This window comes from Microcoleus sp. Pol14D4 (assembly GCF_036701245.1).
Lineage (GTDB): Bacteria > Cyanobacteriota > Cyanobacteriia > Cyanobacteriales > Microcoleaceae > Microcoleus.
The window spans coordinates 26,056-44,624 of sequence record NZ_JAUBQM010000041.1 but is presented as its reverse complement, the minus strand read 5'-3'; the positions used below and the strand labels follow the sequence as shown (position 1 = coordinate 44,624).

At 46.0% G+C, this 18,569-nt stretch carries 17 protein-coding genes; 6 read left to right on the top strand and 11 right to left on the bottom strand.

Annotation, left to right across the window (positions count from 1 at the left end):
• Nucleotides 1–16: 16 nt before the first annotated feature.
• From QUA33_RS16075 to QUA33_RS16045, 7 genes are all read right to left on the bottom strand, one after another.
• Nucleotides 17–1,231 carry an ABC transporter permease subunit gene (locus QUA33_RS16075; RefSeq protein ID WP_333149446.1) on the bottom strand — a complete coding sequence of 405 codons (1,215 nt, stop codon included), beginning with the start codon at nucleotides 1,229–1,231 and terminating at the stop codon, nucleotides 17–19.
• Between the two features lie 300 nt (nucleotides 1,232–1,531).
• Nucleotides 1,532–2,617, bottom strand: coding sequence for an amino acid ABC transporter substrate-binding protein (locus QUA33_RS16070; protein ID WP_333149444.1), 1,086 nt, complete (start codon nucleotides 2,615–2,617; stop codon nucleotides 1,532–1,534).
• Nucleotides 2,618–2,938: 321 nt separating this feature from the next.
• Nucleotides 2,939–3,166 (bottom strand): hypothetical protein, encoded by a 228-nt coding sequence (locus tag QUA33_RS16065; protein WP_190656515.1) that lies wholly within the window; start codon nucleotides 3,164–3,166, stop codon nucleotides 2,939–2,941.
• Between the two features lie 312 nt (nucleotides 3,167–3,478).
• Entirely contained in the window at nucleotides 3,479–8,584 is a 5,106-nt protein-coding gene (locus tag QUA33_RS16060) for a PAS domain S-box protein (protein ID WP_333149443.1), read from the bottom strand.
• Between the two features lie 203 nt (nucleotides 8,585–8,787).
• Nucleotides 8,788–9,189, bottom strand: a complete 402-nt coding sequence (locus QUA33_RS16055) for a fasciclin domain-containing protein (protein ID WP_015178455.1) — start codon at nucleotides 9,187–9,189, stop codon at nucleotides 8,788–8,790.
• Between the two features lie 306 nt (nucleotides 9,190–9,495).
• Nucleotides 9,496–9,921, bottom strand: coding sequence for a hypothetical protein (locus QUA33_RS16050; RefSeq protein ID WP_333149441.1), 426 nt, complete (start codon nucleotides 9,919–9,921; stop codon nucleotides 9,496–9,498).
• A gap of 1 nt (nucleotide 9,922) precedes the next feature.
• A complete protein-coding gene (locus QUA33_RS16045; RefSeq protein WP_333149439.1) occupies nucleotides 9,923–10,285 on the bottom strand; it encodes a hypothetical protein in 363 nt (120 codons plus the stop codon).
• Nucleotides 10,286–10,291: 6 nt separating this feature from the next.
• Between QUA33_RS16045 and QUA33_RS16040 the strand changes: the two genes are divergently transcribed.
• Nucleotides 10,292–10,462 (top strand): hypothetical protein, encoded by a 171-nt coding sequence (locus QUA33_RS16040; RefSeq protein ID WP_333149437.1) that lies wholly within the window; start codon nucleotides 10,292–10,294, stop codon nucleotides 10,460–10,462.
• A 76-nt stretch (nucleotides 10,463–10,538) separates the two neighbouring features.
• On the opposite strand, the gene QUA33_RS16035 is transcribed toward QUA33_RS16040, so the two are convergent.
• The 3 genes from QUA33_RS16035 to QUA33_RS16025 are packed head-to-tail and all read right to left on the bottom strand — an operon-like array spanning nucleotide 10,539 to nucleotide 11,523.
• Nucleotides 10,539–10,982 carry an Hsp20/alpha crystallin family protein gene (locus tag QUA33_RS16035; protein ID WP_333098469.1) on the bottom strand — a complete coding sequence of 148 codons (444 nt, stop codon included), beginning with the start codon at nucleotides 10,980–10,982 and terminating at the stop codon, nucleotides 10,539–10,541.
• Between the two features lie 14 nt (nucleotides 10,983–10,996).
• Nucleotides 10,997–11,209, bottom strand: coding sequence for a hypothetical protein (locus tag QUA33_RS16030; RefSeq protein ID WP_333149435.1), 213 nt, complete (start codon nucleotides 11,207–11,209; stop codon nucleotides 10,997–10,999).
• Between the two features lie 26 nt (nucleotides 11,210–11,235).
• Nucleotides 11,236–11,523 carry a hypothetical protein gene (locus QUA33_RS16025; RefSeq protein WP_333149433.1) on the bottom strand — a complete coding sequence of 96 codons (288 nt, stop codon included), beginning with the start codon at nucleotides 11,521–11,523 and terminating at the stop codon, nucleotides 11,236–11,238.
• Nucleotides 11,524–11,708: 185 nt separating this feature from the next.
• Here QUA33_RS16025 and QUA33_RS16020 point away from each other — a divergent pair, with 185 nt between their 5' ends.
• From QUA33_RS16020 to plsY, 4 genes are all read left to right on the top strand, one after another.
• Nucleotides 11,709–12,503, top strand: a complete 795-nt coding sequence (locus QUA33_RS16020) for an MlaE family lipid ABC transporter permease subunit (protein ID WP_333098473.1) — start codon at nucleotides 11,709–11,711, stop codon at nucleotides 12,501–12,503.
• A 63-nt stretch (nucleotides 12,504–12,566) separates the two neighbouring features.
• On the top strand, nucleotides 12,567–12,959 hold the full coding sequence (locus QUA33_RS16015; protein ID WP_333098475.1) for a DUF3119 family protein: 393 nt from the start codon (nucleotides 12,567–12,569) through the stop codon (nucleotides 12,957–12,959).
• Nucleotides 12,960–13,018: 59 nt separating this feature from the next.
• On the top strand, nucleotides 13,019–14,350 hold the full coding sequence (locus QUA33_RS16010) for a DUF3086 domain-containing protein (protein ID WP_333149431.1): 1,332 nt from the start codon (nucleotides 13,019–13,021) through the stop codon (nucleotides 14,348–14,350).
• Between the two features lie 106 nt (nucleotides 14,351–14,456).
• The gene (gene plsY / locus QUA33_RS16005; protein ID WP_333149429.1) at nucleotides 14,457–15,137 is read left to right on the top strand and encodes a glycerol-3-phosphate 1-O-acyltransferase PlsY; all 681 of its coding nucleotides are present in this window, start codon (nucleotides 14,457–14,459) and stop codon (nucleotides 15,135–15,137) included.
• Between the two features lie 97 nt (nucleotides 15,138–15,234).
• Here the strand turns inward: plsY and QUA33_RS16000 are convergent, their stop codons facing one another.
• On the bottom strand, nucleotides 15,235–16,020 hold the full coding sequence (locus tag QUA33_RS16000) for a calcium-binding protein (RefSeq protein ID WP_333149427.1): 786 nt from the start codon (nucleotides 16,018–16,020) through the stop codon (nucleotides 15,235–15,237).
• A gap of 177 nt (nucleotides 16,021–16,197) precedes the next feature.
• Here QUA33_RS16000 and QUA33_RS15995 point away from each other — a divergent pair, with 177 nt between their 5' ends.
• Nucleotides 16,198–18,561 (top strand): bifunctional serine/threonine-protein kinase/ABC transporter substrate-binding protein, encoded by a 2,364-nt coding sequence (locus QUA33_RS15995; RefSeq protein ID WP_333149425.1) that lies wholly within the window; start codon nucleotides 16,198–16,200, stop codon nucleotides 18,559–18,561.
• The last annotated feature ends 8 nt before the right edge of the window (nucleotides 18,562–18,569 follow it).

Genomic DNA, 18,569 nt, shown 5'->3' with positions numbered 1-18,569 from the left:
ATTAAATTTAAACTATTTATCTTTCCTTGATTTGTACGGTTTTATTGTACCAATTCATGAACAGAGAAACTATCAAACTAATTGTTAGGTATGTTACCATGATAATTAACATTGCTTCGATCGCCCTACCGGTCTGATTCAACGTCGGAGACCCCACAACAAAATAAACGTCGGGATAAGCAACCGCAACCGCTAAACTCGAATTCTTAGCTAAATTCAGATACTGACTGGTTAAAGGCGGCACAATCACCCGCAAAGCTTGCGGCAAAATTACCATCCGCATCATTGTTCCCGACTTGAGCCCTAAAGACTTTCCCGCTTCCCACTGGCCTTTCGATACTGACTGAATTCCGGCCCGGACAATTTCTGCAATGTAACTGCCAGTATACAGGCTGAGTCCTGTCACCAAGGCGGCAAATTCTGGAGTTAATTTTAATCCTCCTTCGAGTTGCAATTCTGGTGTCAGGCGGGGGAAATCTAGCCGAAAAGGCAGATTTTTAGTGATAATAAAAGCTAAGATTGCACTCAGCCCGATCGCACCTAGAGCCCAAAACAACTGTCTTCCCGGCTTAGCTTCTTCCAACATCACCCGCGCCCGCCACATCCACAGCCCCGCCGCCGCCAAAACTCCGACTGTTACCAAAATCAACCAAATCTCAAAACCCGGCAAAGCCACCGGCGTTGGTACAGCAATGCCGCGATTTGTCAAGTAAATAGGCCCCCTCATCTGCTGATTGTCTTCGACTTTTGGCAGAGAAATGAAAACTGCAAAATACCAGAAAAATAATTGCAGCAATAACGGCGTATTTCGCAAAATTTCTACGTACAAACCAGCCAAATTCCGCAGCAGCCAATTGTCGGAAAGGCGCGCGATTCCTACAGTCAAACCCGCAACTGTTGCGAAAATAATGCCGATACCCATCACCCGCAGCGAGTTGATTAAACCGACAAAATAAGCTTGCCTGTAACTGTTGGCGGGACTGTAGGGGATTACACTTTCACCGATATCAAAAGATGCTTGGGAATTGAGAAAATCAAATCCAAATGCAATCCCCAGTTGCGAGTAATTGGCACTGAGATTATCCCAGAGAATGGCAATCACAACTATTACTAAAATTAGGGCGATCGCCTGTCCGGCTATTTTCCAGAAGCGATCGTCCCGCAGCAGTTTTGATATATCTTTAAATTTGGGCAATTTCTGCGATTTGCCCGATTGAGGTTCTGGGTTCATAACTTAAATTATATTTGATAAATCTGCTGGCAAATCCAAGCTAGATTGAGCTTTGGTGCGTGATATCGTTTCCGGTTGCATCGGAATGATTTAACCGCAGAGGGCGCAGAGAACGCAGAGGGAGAGAATACAGAGATGAATACAGGACGATGCAACCGGATTTGATATGACTTGATAGTTACTCGATTGGCGATCGGGATTTTTAAAGTCACGCACCCTACATAGCTTTGGTGCGTGACAGTTAACAGTTAACAGTTAACAGTCAACAGTCAACAGTTAACCGTCAACAGTTAACTAAAATTAACGGAACGGCGGCGAGTAAAGCAAACCGCCATCTTTCCAGAGTCTGTTTTGACCCCGTTCTAACTTGAGTGTACTTTTGGGGCCGAGGTTGCGATCGTACATTTCCCCGTAATTCCCGACTTTCTTCACAACGCGGACTGCGTAGTCGTTCGGGAGTCCCAAACCTTTACCTAAATCTCCTTCTGTTCCTAGCAAACGTTTGACGTTCGGGTCAGTAGTGCTTGCAACAAGTTGGTCTACATTTCCCGAATTAATTCCCAAATCTTCAGCTTCAATCGCAGCAAAAACGATCCATCTCACCGCGTCAGCCCATTTAGGATCGCCGCTTTTCACCGCTGGGGCTAAGGGTTCTTTTGACATCACGATCGGCAAAACAACATTATTTTCGGAATTCGGCAGAGTTGTGCGCTTCGAGACTAGCTGCGATCGATCGGCAGTAACACCTTGACAGCGACCTTCTTGATAGGTAGCAAAGACAGCATTCACATCTTCAAACACCACAGGAGTGTATTTAACTCCTAATTTTCGCATTTGGTCGGACAAATTTTGTTCGGTGCTCGTACCTGTCTGCACGCAGATAGATTTGCCCGCAAAATCTTTTAAACTTTTGATGCCGCTGTCTTTTTTGACCATGATGCTTTGAGAGTCATAAAAAATCACCGGGGCAAATTCCAGTCCGGTAGTGCTGTCCCGACTCGCCGTGTAGGTGGTATTGCGACTGAGAATGTCGATTTCTCCCGCCTGCAAAACTGTAAATCTATCTTTAGCGTTGAGTTTTCGGTACTCGACTTTTTCGGGGTCGTCAAATATTGCCGCCGCTACCGCCCTGCACACATCGACATCCAGTCCGGAGTATTTGCCCTTTTCGTCTACAAAGCTAAAACCCGGCAGTTCGCCGCTGACGCCACAAATCAGTTTGCCGCGGCTGACAATTGTATCTATCCGGCTGGAACCTTGTTGCGAGTTACCACCTGCAGCAGTTGTTGCTGTTGTTTGTCCGGTTTGTGCCGATCGATCCCTACAAGATGCCAACGGTGCCACAAATAACACGCTTGCTAGTAGCAGAAATCCCCATTTACGCATAGATTTTAGTAGAACGCTTTCCTGACAATCCTACCTTGTAGCTGTCGAGAACTGTGGCGACGATCTGCGAACTACAACAGCCTCCGGCTTCAAATTAGCCATTCTGCATCCGCTGCTGCACTGCGGCCACTGCACCGACTACCCGCCTGTTTTTTTGAGCAAACTGGCAGCCCAGAGTTGGAAACCCGGTTTCCGGCTGGAGGTCTGGTCGTCAAACCTAAGATTTATCCTTGAAACCCGGTTTCTTTTCTGCTATTTCTGCCCAGCGCGAGGGCTCATCGCCCTTCCCTGGAACATTTATACGATTTTGATTGAATTGGCTCACAGTAGCTCTGGTGCTAGCCGCTGCTCAGCTAAATCGCGGATTAGGGAAAGCCGAGACTGGATGTATTCGTCCAACACATCTGCTTCTTTGCCATTAAGCGCAGAGTTCGTCTTTAACTGCTTTAGCAGCCACTGTACCAAGGTCGCATCATCCAAATTGACTAACAAAGTAGCTTGGGTGGTCTCAATTAATGACCAGAGTTGGCGTAACATGACTGGAGTCATAAAACCTCGTTGAGCGTAAATACGCACTTAATGGGCGGGCCTAGCGAAAAGCTAGTCTTGGTGTCTCAAGCCGATAGACGAAAAGTAGCCTCAAAGCTATCGGCTTAATGATTATTTTATATTTGACCACAATAACTTAATACAGTAGTGTCATAAGTTACAACACACAAGATGTTATAAGAGTTCCCAATTCCTTCACATTGAGATAAATATCTTGATAAAAAATTAAAAATCTTTACACGCGCTCGCTCGCGGGGGCTGCCAAGAGCTGTCGGGGATCCGGCTGGAGAGCCCGGTTCAAAACAAAATTGATTAATCACGAGCCACCAACTTTTCAACCCCCGCCAGAATTATTTTTAATTCAGCGATGATTTTTGTAGCCCCCTCCAAATCATTTGATTCGGCGCGACTTTGAAGCCGATCTGCCATATCGGGCATTAACCGCACCGCCGCCGTAGCGCTGACACCTTTAATTTGATGAGCGTGGCGGGCCAGTGTCTCCATATCTCCCGAAGCGATCGCCTCCTTAGCAGCTTCTAAATAACTAGCAGTATCCACGACAAAAGTTTGCAATATTTCCCGCTCAAACTCTAAATCAGCGCCCGAAATTTCGTGCAGACGTGCCATATCGACTACCGATTCGATATCTGGCTCAGAATTTTGAAGTTCCTCGCCCTTAAACTTGGGAGTTTCAATTTTTAGCTTGGCGGACCAATTTTCTAGTACCGATTTTAACTTTTCAATCGCAATAGGTTTGCTAATATAATCGTCCATGCCCGCGGCCAGACACTTTTCGCGATCGCCCTTCAAAGCATTCGCAGTCATTGCAATCACCACCGTCTTTTGATGCGGCTGCATTTTTCCAGCAGCAACATCTGCTGCTTCTAGGCGGCGCAATTGCAGCGTTGCTTCGTAACCGTCCAAAATCGGCATCTGACAGTCCATCAACACAATGTCATACTTTTTCAGAGCAACCATAGATAGTGCCTCTGCACCATTATTGGCCACATCCGCCGCGCATCCCAAAACTCTGAGTTGATTGAGACCAACTTTTTGATTGATTGGAGTATCTTCAACTAACAAAATCTTTAAACTTGCTAAGTCCCGGTTGTCAATAGCTGAAGCTCGATTGGACGTTGGATTTGCTCGCGGCTCATCAATCAGCGTCATCGGGGCGATCGCGTTCGCCAAGCAATCAAATAGTCGGTGAGCTTTCACAGGTTTAGTTAAATAGCCACTAAAACCGCTATCTACCAAGCGTTTCGCCTCTCCAAGCTGAGTCATTGAAGTCAGCACCACCCACTTTGTCTGCTGCATTGCCGGCTCAGAAATCCTCAAGCGTTCGAGACTTCCCGCCACCATTTCCGGCAACTGAATATCAACCAAAACGATATCGTAAGGGGAATTAACGCTGACAGCTTTGTACAGAGATGCGATCGTCATCCAACCGTTCTCAACCTCCTCAACCTCCATTCCCCACAAAACAGCCATTCTCACTAGCACTTTTCGCACTGTCGGCTTGTCGCTGGCAACTAACATTTTTCGCCCGGCCAGCACCGTTTCAAAATTCACTTCGCACGCTGTCCCGACAGCAGTTAAATTTTCATTAACTGTCGGCACAGTAAACCAAAAAGTCGAGCCTTTGCCAGGGGTACTTTCCACACCGATTTGCCCACCCATTAACTCCACCAACTCCTTAGAAATAGCCAGCCCCAAACCTGTGCCACCATATTTTCTTGTTGTAGAGGCATCAACTTGAGTAAAAGATTGAAACAGCTTTTTTTTGTTTTCTGGAGCAATCCCAATTCCTGTATCTGTCACTTTAAACAGCAGGAGCATCGACTCATTATTTTCTATTTTTAACGGTTCGATATTCTCTAAAATTTTCTGAGTATCGCTGTCTGCCAATAACCCAGGATTACTAGCATTAGCAACCTCTATTACCACTTCTCCTGCTTCTGTAAACTTAATAGCATTGTTGATCAAATTAGTGAGTATTTGCCGCAACCGTGCTGCATCGCCTTTAATTTGCAGCGGCACGTCGCTGTCAATCAGTGCCACCACTTCTATATCTTTTTCTTGTGCGGGAGTTGCCAACAAATCCAGCACTTCATTCATACAGATACTCAGGTTAAATTCTAGTATTTCTAAGCGCATTTCTCCAGCTTCCAGTTTGGAGAGGTCTAGAATATCGTTAATGATCGAGAGTAAATTTTGACCGCTGAGTTTCAGCGTCTGTACAAAGTCAAGCTGTTCGGGAGTAAGATTCGTTTTCAGCAGCAAATCCGTCATCCCCATCACTCCATTCATCGGAGTACGGATTTCGTGACTCATATTTGCTAAAAATAGCGACTTCATTCGAGACGCTTCCAGGGCTGCTTCTCGGGCCTGCTGCGCTTGTTCAAAAAGAGTAGATTGCTGAATGGCGATCGCCAACTGCACGCTCAACCTTCCCAGCAAATCCATCTCAGAATCAGTCCAAACACGCGGAGCACTGCACTGATGGGCAATCAGCAACCCCCACAACCGATTTTGACTCGTTTCCAAACTCCTTCCCGGCGGTTCAATTCGAGTTTCCGGCGAATATTCTGCTGCCAACCCCTGACTTTCATCGCCTATAAAAATTGGTACAACTAAATTAGCCCTTACCTGCAAACTAGCAAGTAAATCTCGGTGTTCCTCGCTCAAATTTGCCGTATAAATATCGGCCATTGCTTGAATTGTTTCTGCACTGTACAGCCATACATAACTTTCCCCAAAGGATGTTCTTTGAACTTTTCTGCCCAGCAGGGGCATCCAATCATCCCCTACTGATTCCACAACAACCAGCGCTGTTTCCTCGGACTCAAAACGATAAATTACCGTGCGGTCAGTTGCCAGCAACTGTCGCACTTCGTGTACAGCAGTGCTCAGAGTTTGAGTGAGGTTGAGAGACTGGCGGACTCGCTGGGCGATCGCCGAAACCAAGCGTTCTTGTTCTGCTTGTTCCCGCAGCATTCTCTCAGCTTTCTTGCGTTCGGTGACATCGCGAATTACCGCAGCAAAGCACAGGGGTTCGGTGGTTTGAGGGTGCTTGACCAGAAAAGCATTCATCACAACATCAATTGGTTGTCCGTTGCCCAAGTGCTGCATTTGACCTTCGCCTTGCCACTGGCCGTGACTGATAATTGTTGGTAAAATTTCTTGACCGAATTTATGTTGAAAATAGGGCCCAATATAATCCCATATCTCCGTATAAAGCACTGCCGAAAGATTCTCTACACCCACCAGTTTTCGTCCGGCTTCGTTGACAAACAGTGTTTTGCCTTTCAGGGTAGCCATACCGATAAAATCGCTGCTGTTTTCAATCAGCGACACAAATTTTTGCCGTTCTTCTTCTCCTTTTTTGCGTTCGGTAATGTCGCGCTTGACGCAAACGTGACAAATTACATCATTGGCGTTGTTAATCACAGAGTATGCCGCAACGTCGATCGCCAGCGTCTGGCCTTTTTTAGTGCAGTTAGTAATTTCGCCCCGAAAACTTCCTGTTTTCGCTAAACTTTGGGCAATTGCCGAAAAACACTCCCCCGCAACCAGTGGCGAAGCTTCTGCTTCTAATTCCGCGTCTGTGTATTCTAGAAGCGTTTGGTGAGCAAGATTTTGTTCGAGGAAAAACCCGTCAGCATCGATAATGACGATCGCATCGTTGGAGTTTAAAAATATTTCTCGGTAAAGTTTTAGTTTTTCCTCAGCTCGCTTGCGTTCGGTGATGTCTCTTTTGACGCTTACGTAACAAACTACATCCCCATCATCATTTAGAACCGCAAAGGCCGAAAGCTCCACCTCAACTATTCCTTCTTGCACAGCCTTAATACAGGTCATTTCGCCCCGGTAACTCCCTGTTTCTGCCAAGCTTTGCATTACCGACGCAAATACCTGTTCTCCCATCTGATTTGCAGGGGTTTTTCCCCACAATTTGGACGAACTGTAACCCAGCAAAGCCGTGTGAGCTTGATTTGTTTCTAAGTAATAGCCTTGGGGGTCTAAGATCGCGATCGCATCGTTGGATTTCAAAAAGATTTGTTGATAAAGTTGCAGCTTCCGTTCAGCTTGTTTCCGGGCGCTAATATCCGTGAACAAGCCGTAGTAAACTATCTCGCCCGATGCTTGGAATTCTGGCTGGGAAGCTCCTTGCACCCATTTAAGTTTTCCTGACGGAGTGACAATTCTTCCTTCCCACCGCCAAGGCTGCAAATTTTCAGCAGAAAGCGTCACCGAGTTGAGAAAATCATCTCGATCTTCGGGATGAATCATGTCAACAATTACATTAAAATCCTGCTGAGCCACCTCTGGTTCTATTTCATACAATTCCCGGCAGCCTGCACTAACAAACGAGAATGCCATCGAGCCGTCTGGATGCAAGTCAATTTGATATACCGTACCGGGTACGCTAGCAGTAATTTTTTGCAGTTTGGCTTGGCTTTGATTCCTTGCTTCATCTGTGGCCTGCAATTGACCAATCTCTCTAGAAAAACCCAAAACCCCAAATATATTACCCTCTGCATCGCACAGCGGCACTTTTTGCGTATCAAAGACGTGCTGTTTGCCACTTTCAAAGACGATCGCCTGGTAGGGATTGCGAATCCTCTCCCCAGCCAGCACAGCTCGATCTTCCTCGCGGATGCCCTTAATTTGGCGGTTGCGATCGCCAAATACTAATTCGGCTGAAAACCCTAATTGAATATCATCTTTGCCGATAATTTCCTCAACATTTTTCCCCACATATTCAGCAAAACTTTTATTTACAAAAATGTATCTCAAGTTTCTATCTTTCGCAAAAACTCCGTCCGGGGCCTCGTCCATTACAGCCCGCAATAATAGTTCTTGACTTTCCGAATCCAGAGCAAAATTATTTTTAATTTCATCCTTGACACTGCTCGTTTTACGTGCTAAAGTTATTAACTGTTCCGCACAAATTTGAGCGGCCGTGTGGAGCAAACAAAGATGTTCCAAATTAAAAGCATTTTCCTGCTCTGCACCGATGAAAAATACTCCCAACAATTCTTCAGTTTCATCCGAGTTAGCTGATGCCATCAAGACAGACTGAAACTGAGTAATTGGTGGCGGAGCGATGTTGTGCGCCCAGTCCCGATTGCCAGCAAGCCATTCACTGCGAGCAGCTTGCAAGCGCCCTTCTATTTCGGCTTTGGCGCTAGCACTTAACGGCTGTAAGTGTTCCAGGTATATTCGATCGTCCGGTAGCGTCAAAATGGCGATCGCCTCTGTGGGAATGAGGCGATCGAGATGTGCTAGACACGCAGACCAAATTTCCTCAACACTGAGAGCGGCTTGAACTTTTGCAGTAAGTTCGTTGAGAACTTGCAGTTCCAAGGTACGCTGGCGGACTTGTGCTTTGAGGCTGGCGGCTAGGATTTGCATAATGCTCACCAAACTGGTTTGCTTATATTATAATTATTGATTTTTAAACTTTTTCAAACAATCATCTTAAAATACATCCGCCGAAAAGACAACTTTTTTATATTGAAATTACCTTCAACCGATAAAAAACAAGGGCGCGATCGGGAGCAAAGCGGCACCGCAAAGCACCTGCTTGGCTCCCGCAGCGAGATTAAACGGCGAAATTATCCCATTAAAATTACGTTATCGATCACATGGATCACACCGTTATCAGCTTCGATATCCGCAGCGACAACTGTAGCATTTTTCACCTCAAAACCGTCAGAACAATCAATTTTAATCGGCGAACCTTCCAAGGAAGTAACAAAGCCGAGTTTTGCCAAATCAGCTTTCATAAACTTACCGGAGACGACATGAAACATCAAAATCCTAGTCAGTTGGGGAACGTTCTGCACTAGGGTTGTGATAGTTCCCGGTGGCAATTTCGCAAAAGCGTCGTCATTGGGTGCAAAGACAGTAAAAGGGCCCGGACTTTTGAGCGCGTCTACTAAATTAGCTACTTGCACGGCTGTTACGAGGGTTTGGAACGAACCCGCACCTACGGCAATATCAACAATATCAGGCATTGTGTTTTACCTCATCTGGGAAAAAAGTTCTATTAAGTATCGTAAACTGAGGCGGGCAACAATACCTACTGTCTTTTTTGAAAAATTGGTAATTCTTTTGTAGTGAGGACTTCCATCCTCAGATTTTTGATGAGGATGGAAGTCCTCACTACAAACCTAATAATATAGGACTTACATATGGGGGCCCAGAAACCTGGTTTTTTACGAAAATACTTCGTTAAAACCCGCAGATTCGATAAATAACCCAGTTTCAAGGAGTCGGAGTGCGTAAATCCTGTAATAGTTATTTTACCAGATATAATATTACTAACGCCTTGGCAATTTAACCGGGCGGGGGTTTCCAATTGGTACAATACTGCTAGCGATTGTGATACCAAGATCCTTTGTTTCTAAATCTTCAGCATTTAGGTTTTCTTCCTTGTGAATGCTAAAACTGCCGTACAAAATTGAAATTTCAAAAATGTCAGTATGAATTAAAGCTGCTTTCCGGTGCGCGTCTTCACCCAAATGAAAACCAATCAAATCAGCTAATGGTTCTTTTACTTCCTCTTCATCATGCACCTCCCACATAATTTCTCGGCAGTCTTGAAAAACTAAAGAGTAAGGCAATTGATCGCCTGTAGGATCGTAGATACATTCCAGTAATACTTCATTCCCCCACAAAGACACATTGACATTTTTCACGAGGGATGTAAGTCCACCTAAATTAAGCAAGTTGTAGTCATCAGGCATATTAATTACTCACTTTTTCTCCAGTAATGTGCGTATCAGGAATCTGATTGCCAAATTCATCCCGTGTTTGGAGTACGCTACCATCTTTGCCAAGACGCAAACCCCAGTTTATTCTTCTACCATCTGAGCCATATCGCGGTGCTGGCAGGCGAACAACTTCACTATTAGTGCGGATTATGACTTTTGACCTGTCAGAAAATTTGTATTCAACATAATTTCCTAAAGAACTTTTTACCTTAGCACCCAGTCCGCGCAAAAAATCATCGACTTCTTGGCGAGTCATCCCGGTTAAGTCTCCAAACTCAGATGCAATTCCATTTTCTCCCACTCCCTGACTCGGCACGCAAGTCTCCTCACCAACCATTGCTTATTGGAGTTTAGCACGGTTGAAGAATCGGAACAAGGAAGTTCGCCAACGGATTCGCTTTCTGAGGATGTAACGGATGTCAGTTCGATGGAAGTCGGAAGAAGGAAGAAGGAAGAAGGAAGAATCATTGCTCAAACTCGCAAGGCCCAATTATCAATTTCCAATGACCAATAATCAATTTCCAAAACAAATAGGGGGGCCTTGGACCCCCTACTAATTAACTAAAACTAACTAAAGTAGGAAACAATTATTAGCCGCCAATTTGAACTTTCACGACGCGGTTCTTTTCTGCTTCCGCTTTAGGCAAATTCAGGTGCAAAACTCCATTTTTGTACTCAGCTTCTACGCTGTCATTTTGAACCCGTGCGGGTAGGGGAATCACGCGGCGGAACGAACCGTAACGGAACTCAGAGCGAGTCATGCCTTTATCTTCACTCTTAGTTTCTTGACGGCGTTCGCCGCTAATAGCAACAGCTTCTGCGGTTACTTGTACGTCCAAATCCTTAGCTTCCATGCCCGGAACTTCTAATTTAAGGTGGATGGCTTCGGGAGTTTCATCGAGTTCGGCGGCGGGTAGAAAAGCAACACCGTTAGATGCGCGATCTGTTGCCGGTGACAAGCTATCAAACAACCGATTCATTTCTCGTTGCAAGGAGTCCATTTCCCGCAAAGGTTCCCAACGAATAAGTGCCATAACTAATACCTCGACTATCTGAAGTTTTGATGGTTGAGAAACACTTGACTCAACCTGTATTTAATATATTCCAGCTCCAGAAATAGGGGGAGTCGGTTTTCCGCAAAAAGGGCGATCGCATTTCCGAACATTCGCGATCGGTATTGTAAAATCATCCCCGGTGCGGGTATCCGAGCCAACCCGAACCCAGCAATTTTAGATTTTAGATTCGAGGCAGGAATTCCCATCTAAGAATCTAAAATCGAAGATTCGATTAACTCCACCGCGAATGCTGATAAGAAGCGTAGGTATCAAACAAAGCACCCACCAAACCAAAAGTTAGGCCGATCACTAAAAAACCCTGGAGGGGACAGCCGCTGCCGAAAGTAGCTAAGAACTGCAAAATCAGGTCTTCTCCAGAACGACCAACTCCTTGGAGAGCAGGGACGAAGCCGATCAGCAAAAAGCTAGTCAATCCCGCACCGATTAACAATAAGGGGGCGACAAAGCTCAACAGGCTGGTCAGCAGTAGAGAGCGAAGAAAATTGGGAAAAATGCTCATAAGAGTCAGTAAATTCAGCTAAACTGCCGAAAGGTACAAGCAAACAAAACTTGTCCTTTTCTACGATAGGCAGCGATCGCCCTCAGCGGCCAATTATGTCAAAAATCTTAAATCTTAGAGAAGAAAGTTGTTTAAGATTTGTAGATAGATTTCATTTTTGGCAGTTGTTCTACACTCGAAATCCCTTGAGCACAACTACACCATCGAGCCTCAGTTTGTGGAGTCAGCGGTTGCTGGCAGCAATTTTATTGGGCGGCCAAGTCATGCTGCACTTGCTGAAGGGCAAAATTCACCGCCGTAACACCCTCGACCAAATGGCAGCAGTCGGCCCGGAATCTCTGCTGATTGCTTTGCTGACTGCGGGTTTTGTCGGCATGGTATTTACTATTCAGGTAGCGAGGGAGTTTATTAACCTCGGTGCCGGCAATGTCGTCGGTGGCGTTTTGGCTTTGTCTTTGACTCGCGAACTCGGCCCCGTCTTAACAGCCGTCATCGTGACGGGACGGGTAGGTTCGGCTTTTGCAGCGGAAATCGGCACGATGCAGGTAACAGAACAGATAGATGCCCTGCTGATGCTCAGAACAGACCCGATCGACTATTTAGTAATTCCCCGCGTCCTTGCTTGCTGCTTGATGTTGCCAATTTTAACCATCATGTGTCTCGTCACCGGCATCGTCGGCGGACTGCTGATTGCTACGACAATGTACGGCATCTCTCAAAGCGTGTTTTTAGAATCAGTCCGCAATTTCCTGAGTCTGTGGGATATTTGCAGCGCCGCAATTAAGGCTTTTGTATTCGGTGGCTTGATTGCTGTAATCGGCACTAGCTGGGGTTTGACCACCACCGGCGGGGCAAAAGGCGTCGGTCAATCGACTACTACGGCGGTGGTGACGGCTTTACTGGCTATTTTTATTGTGAACTTTTTCCTGACTTGGCTGATGTTTCAGGGGACGGGCTCTAGCGTACTCAAAGGCTTGTAAGCTAGGAAACATATAAAATATGAATAATCGGCAACATTCCTTTACTACCCTTGATTTAAACCCGTGAATACCACTGCCTCTTCGACTGCGCCGACAAGTACGATCGAACTCGCTCCGAGTTATGCGATTCCCCTAGTCTTGGTACTGGCGGCCGTACCGCTGCTGTTTGTTCAGAAGTGGGTGAGTTTGCCGCTTTCTGTGTTCGGCTTGTTTCTGATGTACCAAGCCGCCACCCTCCGGCTGCAATTTACCCCAACAGATTTGGATATTTATCGAAAGTCCAACTTAATCCGCCGCTTTCCTTACCGAGAATGGCAAAATTGGCGGATATTTTGGCCCGCTGTGCCGATTTTGTTTTATTTCAAAGAAATTAACAGCATTCACTTTCTGCCGGTTCTGTTCGATCGTAAAATGCTACAGACCTGCTTAGAACAGCGCTGTCCCCGTCAAGACTAAAAAAGTTGTTAATTTTTAATTTTTAACTTTTCCGTGCCCTACGCCGAACTAAATTTCCCATGAATTCAGACGAATCTCCAACCCAAGAACCGCAACCACAGCCACCCGCCCCAAGCGGTGAAGGCGAAGTCGATTTGCCCGTGAATGAGAGGGAGTACCAACTTCTATCTCAAACAGAGGATTTGTGGCTGGACGAAAATGAACTTCCAGCCCAACTCCCGGCAGAAATAGACCAGCCGCTGGACGAGGAAGATGCCGAAATCGCCCAATTCGTGGACGAAGCAGGCGCAATCGCCCAAATTCCGCCCACCACCGACGATGCCGAATCAAAAAGTCCGATCGCTCAAATCGAGCCTCCAACAGACTCCCAGCCAACAGTAACCGCAGAAACGGTAACGCCCATCCCAGAAAATGTTACCGAACAGTTGGCCCTGAGAGTCAAAGAATTGCAGCAGCAAGAACAAGCTTTGACAGAAAAAATTGCCGCCTTGGAAGCCGACAAAGCCAATGCTATAGAAGCGTTGGGCCAGGCTCAAGCCTCGATCGGGCGTTTGGTACAAGACGGCTTGATTCAATTAGATCAGCGCAAACAAGCGCTACAAATCGAAGTAGAAAAACTCGAACGCCGGCGCGATCGAATTCAAAAGGAAATGCGAACCACTTTTGCCGGCGTTTCCCAAGATTTGGCAATTCGAGTCCAGGGTTTCAAAGACTATCTAGTAGGCAGTTTGCAGGATTTGGCCGCTACCGCCGAACTCTTAGATTTGACGCCACCAGTGCAAGAGACACCCAAGCAAATTCCTGCTGAGGAGTCTCAATCCTCAGCACCAGTAAATCCCAAATTTGCCGAACAGGGATTTCAAGAACAAGCCAAACAAATTCGCCGCACCCTCGATCAATACCGCACTGTCCCCGACTACTACGGCCCGCCTTGGCAACTTCGCCGCACTTTTGAACCCATCCACGCGGAACGAGTTTCTAACTGGTTTTTCACCCAAGGAGGAAGGGGTGCTTTGCGGACTATGGGTTCGCGCTTGCAAAATATCTTGATTACTTCGACTATTATTTCTGTACTCAGAAGCGTCTACGGCGGACGGGTGCGGACTTTGGTACTCGCCAACAGTCCCGAACGTTTGGGAGAGTGGCGGCGGGGTTTGCAGGACTGTTTGGGCATTACTCGCAGCGATTTTGGCCCAGAACGGGGGATTATTATGTTTGAGTCTGCGGAGGCTTTGGCTCAAAAAGCCGATCGACTGGTGAAAGATGGCAAATTGCCACTAATTGTCATTGATGAAACTGAGGATTTAATTAGTTTGTCAATCCTGCAATTTCCGTTATGGCTGGCATTTGCTGCCGATCCGCAAACTTTAATGGCTGCTAAGGATTTTTGATTGGCTAATTGCTAATTGCTAATTGCTAATTAGTAATTAGCAATTAGCAATTATGCTAGGGGAAAGGTGGCAAATTTTAAAAGTACACGAAATCTCAAAGTAAAAAATGACTAGCTGGATAATTTTAAATGGCGCACTGCTAATAGCAGCTTATCTGCTGGGTTCGATTCCGACGGGGTACGCCTTGGGGAAATGGATGCTGGGAATTGATATTCGACAGGTTGGTTCGGGTTCGACGGGTGCGACTAACGTACTGAGGACTTTGGGGAAGTGGCCGGGGTTGGGGGTGTTGCTGGTTGACGTGTTGAAGGGGGTAAGTGCGATCGTCCTAATCCGCTACATTTATTCTCTCAGTTTTACCCAGCAGCTAGCAACCGCCGCAGGTTTAGAAAATACTGCAACTGTCATCCCTTGGATGGCAACTTTGGCGGGTTTCTCTGCTGTTTTGGGCCACAGCAAATCAATCTGGCTGGGGTTTACCGGCGGTAAATCGGTGGCTACGAGTTTGGGAGTTTTGCTTGGTTTGTATTGGCCAGTAGGTTTGGGAACTTTCGGAATTTTCGGGATAGTATTTGCGGTATCGCGAATTGTCTCTTTAAGCTCGATTATCGGGGCAATTAGCGTTGCTGGATTGATGTTTGCTCTACATCAGCCGCTGGCTTATGTATTGTTTGGAATTGCGGGCGGTGTGTTTGTAATTGTGCGGCATCGGAGCAATATTCAGCGGCTGTTAAATGGTACGGAACCCAGGATTGGAGAGAAATTAGAAACAGCAGCGAGCGATTGATCGGTAATATTGTTGTACTCCTGGTTGCAGATTACCATTTCTCTGTCCAATCTTCGATTTAAGCTTTTGGAGGAGGCTTTGCAGCGCATTCTACAGCTTAGAATCCCTGAGCAGAGATAATACTCCCTTGAATCTCAGCCACACTTACATTTGCCACAAAGCCTACTATGTCGCCGGAATTCCTAACTTTAATTAGAGTGCCTTGACTCTGTATCGGTTGAGGATCGAATACACCTGGCGCGAAAACTTGATTGAAACTTTCTGGTGCATCAAACCCCAATAAGAGTGTCACGTTTGTCACGTATTGCAAGTCTACATCGCTAGCAGTCAAACCGCCTGCCAATCCAATTCGATCGGCACCTACTCTGAAACCGGCAATAGCATCGGCATTATTGACATCTGTAACTCCGGGTTCTGCTTGGAGGACGTACAAGTTGCTGCCCCCGATTTTGATTGAATTATTTTCATTCAAGGCGGCTAAAAAGTCGCGACCCAAACCTCCCACTAGAGTGTCATTTCCGTTACCGCTGGCTAAGAAATCATTGCCTCTACCGCCCAAGAGAATATCGTTTCCCGCATCACCCGTAAGCAAATCTGCATCTTGACCGCCGCTGAGAGAGTCATTTCCCTCATTTCCATCAAGTAGATCTATTCCTTTTCCCCCAAATAAAGAATCGTTGCCCAACTCCCCGCTGATAAGATCTTCCCCTTCATTGCCAAATATCAAATCATTAGCTGTTGAGCCGGTGACTAGATCGTCACCTCCGAGCATCCAACCTCCCAAAGGAAAATTAGTTGCATCTGCGATCGACAAAGTAACGACTTCGGATGTATTGTCGCCAATTAATCGCCGCTGTTCTGACGGATCGGGTTTTAAAGCCATAAAAAATTTCCGCGTAAAATCTCAGATGTCAACATGATTAAATAAGCAGTTTTCAAAGTCAATTCATAAATTCATAACTTTGAGTTCATAAAAGTCATAACTTTGAGTTCCTAAAAGTCATATTTGTGGTAAAATCAACACCAACGGGTGCAGCGAGTCGAGGGAATAGAACAATTTATGTGTCTGAATCCAGGGGATATTCTGCGCGATCGCTACCAAATTATCGGTCAATTAGGTGAGGGAGGATTTGCCAGAACCTATACGGCTAACGACGCTTTAGGCCACCCCGAAAATCCCCTGTGCGTCGTCAAGGAAATTGGGCCTCCTCCATCGAAAGATCCCGATGTTTTGCACAGGGCACAGGTGCAATTTGAAACAGAAGCTGAATCCCTGATATCTCTGGAACAGTGCTCGCGCATTCCCAGGTTAATCGAGCACTTTCAAGAACAGGGAAGATTTTACTTAATTCAAGAATATATTGCAGGAAATCCGCTGAACAACGAGATCGGTTCAGGCAGGCAGTTTAGGGAATCAGAAGTTATTGATTTATTGCAGGATATTTTAGAAGTTTTAGATTGCGTCCACAAAAAACATATTATTCACCGCGATATTAAACCGTCAAACTTAATCCGGTGCAACCGCTCCGGCAAAATTGCTGTGATTGACTTTGGGGCAGTCAAAGGTATTAGCAATTTGGCGATTCAGGGCGGTCAAATAACTCAAACTCGCGTCATCGGTACAGAGGGTTATATGCCGGCCGAACAGTGGAAAAATCAGCCAAGATTTAACAGCGATATCTATGCTGTGGGAATCATCGGCATTCAAGCGATCGCAGGTTTAGATATTCCAGACTTTTTTAATCATAAAAAAACTGGGGAACTCGTCTGGCACTACTCAACTGACGATCGCCCGATGGTACAAATTAGCCACAAGCTGGAAAAAGTTTTAAATAAGATGGTGCGCTACCACTTTAACGATCGCTATCAATCCGCTGCTGATGTTTTGCAGGATTTGCGATCGGTGGTGGTATCGCCCTCAGCGCCGATTGAGACTGCGACGCAGGTGGGAGTGGAATATTCGATCGCCAGTGACAGCAGGACACCTGTGGACTCAAACCCTCGTTTAGTCCTCCCAGATAATTTAAGTGCCGGAGAAAGAATTCTCTTTACCAGTTCTCGTCCTCGGTTAAAGCAAAGAGGAGTTGAAAAATTTGCAGCTTCAAATTCAGAGCAAGCTTTTAATTTATTCAAACAATCGTGGCATAAAGAATACGGCAAAGATCCAGAAACTTTAGTTTACCTGAACAATGCTTTTCTGGAGGTCAGCAACGCTCCTTATTACACAATTGCTGTAGCCCTTCCCATTTGTGGGAGAAAGCCGGACAGTTTTGCTCTGCTTGGTGCTCAGGCAAAAGAATTTCTGCGCGGAGTGGCTCAAGCGCAAACAGAAGTTAATTTGGGACTGTCCAATGCTAGCGATCGGGACTTTACCGGTCGAGGTTTTTTACCAAGTCAAGCCATTAACGGCAAAGGACTTAAAGTAATTATTGCTGACGATGGGAACGATAAAACAAGGGCAAGACAAAGAGCAATCTCACTGGTAAATCAACCGGATATTTTAGCAGTTGTCGGTCACGCTAGCAGCGAGATGACGATGTACGCTGTAGATATTTACAATAACAATAATCTGGTTTTGATGTCTCCGGGTGCAGCCACGGAAGAGCTGACAGATGAGCCGAAAAAATTTTTTTTTCGGACTCAATATACGACCAGTTTAATCGCTAGAGATTTAGCGGACTACCTCCTCGCACAAAATCAAACACAAGCAGCAATTTTATACAATCAGGAAAGCCCATTTAGCGCATCTTTTAAGGAAGAGTACACAACGTATTTTCGAGACCGCAAAGGAGGGGAAATAGTCTGCATTCGCGATTTCGATTTATTTCAAACAGACTTCAACGCCCAAAGAGCGATCGAGGAAATCCAGGCGAACGCAGAAACTGCGATCGTGTTAGTTCCAGACCCTCATGTTACAGGAGCCTTAAACAGCGCATTTGAGATAATAAAACTTAACGCCGATCGCAATTGGATTGCCGGGGCATGGATGCTGATGTGTCCGCAAATGTTAGAATTTGTATCTGGGCAACCGAAAAGGTTGTTTAATAAACTAATCCTTTCTGTCGGCTGGCATCCCTTAAACAGCCCCAACAAAGAATTTCCTCAACAGGCTCGATCGCTGTGGGGAGAAGAGGGAAATACTCGTATAGCTTCAGGTTACGATGCAGCGCGCGCACTCATAAAGGCATTGGAAATGCAGCAGGAACCCAGTCGCGAAGGAATGCAAAGAACGCTTTCATCTCCTGATTTTATGGCTTGGGGAGCAACAGGAACCATTCAGTTTAACTCGCCGGAAAATGGCGATCGGAAAAATCATCCCAGCGATCTAGTACATATTGTAGAGTGTCCAAAAGAGCGGTTCGGCCTCGCTTTTGTTCCCGTCAAGTACCCGACAGGGGCAGCGGCCGGTTTAAAGTGCGATTGAACTCGTTT

Bases quoted from the DNA above. Each gene is read 5' to 3' on its own strand.
- QUA33_RS16045 (WP_333149439.1), bottom strand. From the start codon at position 10,285: ATGGTTGGTGAGGAGACTTGCGTGCCGAGTCAGGGAGTGGGAGAAAAT.
- QUA33_RS15995 (WP_333149425.1), top strand. From the start codon at position 16,198: ATGTGTCTGAATCCAGGGGATATTCTGCGCGATCGCTACCAAATTATC.
- QUA33_RS16070 (WP_333149444.1), bottom strand. From the start codon at position 2,617: ATGCGTAAATGGGGATTTCTGCTACTAGCAAGCGTGTTATTTGTGGCA.
- QUA33_RS16010 (WP_333149431.1), top strand. From the start codon at position 13,019: ATGAATTCAGACGAATCTCCAACCCAAGAACCGCAACCACAGCCACCC.
- QUA33_RS16025 (WP_333149433.1), bottom strand. From the start codon at position 11,523: ATGAGCATTTTTCCCAATTTTCTTCGCTCTCTACTGCTGACCAGCCTG.
- QUA33_RS16075 (WP_333149446.1), bottom strand. From the start codon at position 1,231: ATGAACCCAGAACCTCAATCGGGCAAATCGCAGAAATTGCCCAAATTT.
- QUA33_RS16065 (WP_190656515.1), bottom strand. From the start codon at position 3,166: ATGACTCCAGTCATGTTACGCCAACTCTGGTCATTAATTGAGACCACC.
- QUA33_RS16035 (WP_333098469.1), bottom strand. From the start codon at position 10,982: ATGGCACTTATTCGTTGGGAACCTTTGCGGGAAATGGACTCCTTGCAA.
- QUA33_RS16060 (WP_333149443.1), bottom strand. From the start codon at position 8,584: ATGCAAATCCTAGCCGCCAGCCTCAAAGCACAAGTCCGCCAGCGTACC.
- QUA33_RS16050 (WP_333149441.1), bottom strand. From the start codon at position 9,921: ATGCCTGATGACTACAACTTGCTTAATTTAGGTGGACTTACATCCCTC.
- QUA33_RS16000 (WP_333149427.1), bottom strand. From the start codon at position 16,020: ATGGCTTTAAAACCCGATCCGTCAGAACAGCGGCGATTAATTGGCGAC.
- QUA33_RS16055 (WP_015178455.1), bottom strand. From the start codon at position 9,189: ATGCCTGATATTGTTGATATTGCCGTAGGTGCGGGTTCGTTCCAAACC.
- plsY (WP_333149429.1), top strand. From the start codon at position 14,457: ATGACTAGCTGGATAATTTTAAATGGCGCACTGCTAATAGCAGCTTAT.
- QUA33_RS16030 (WP_333149435.1), bottom strand. From the start codon at position 11,209: ATGGGAATTCCTGCCTCGAATCTAAAATCTAAAATTGCTGGGTTCGGG.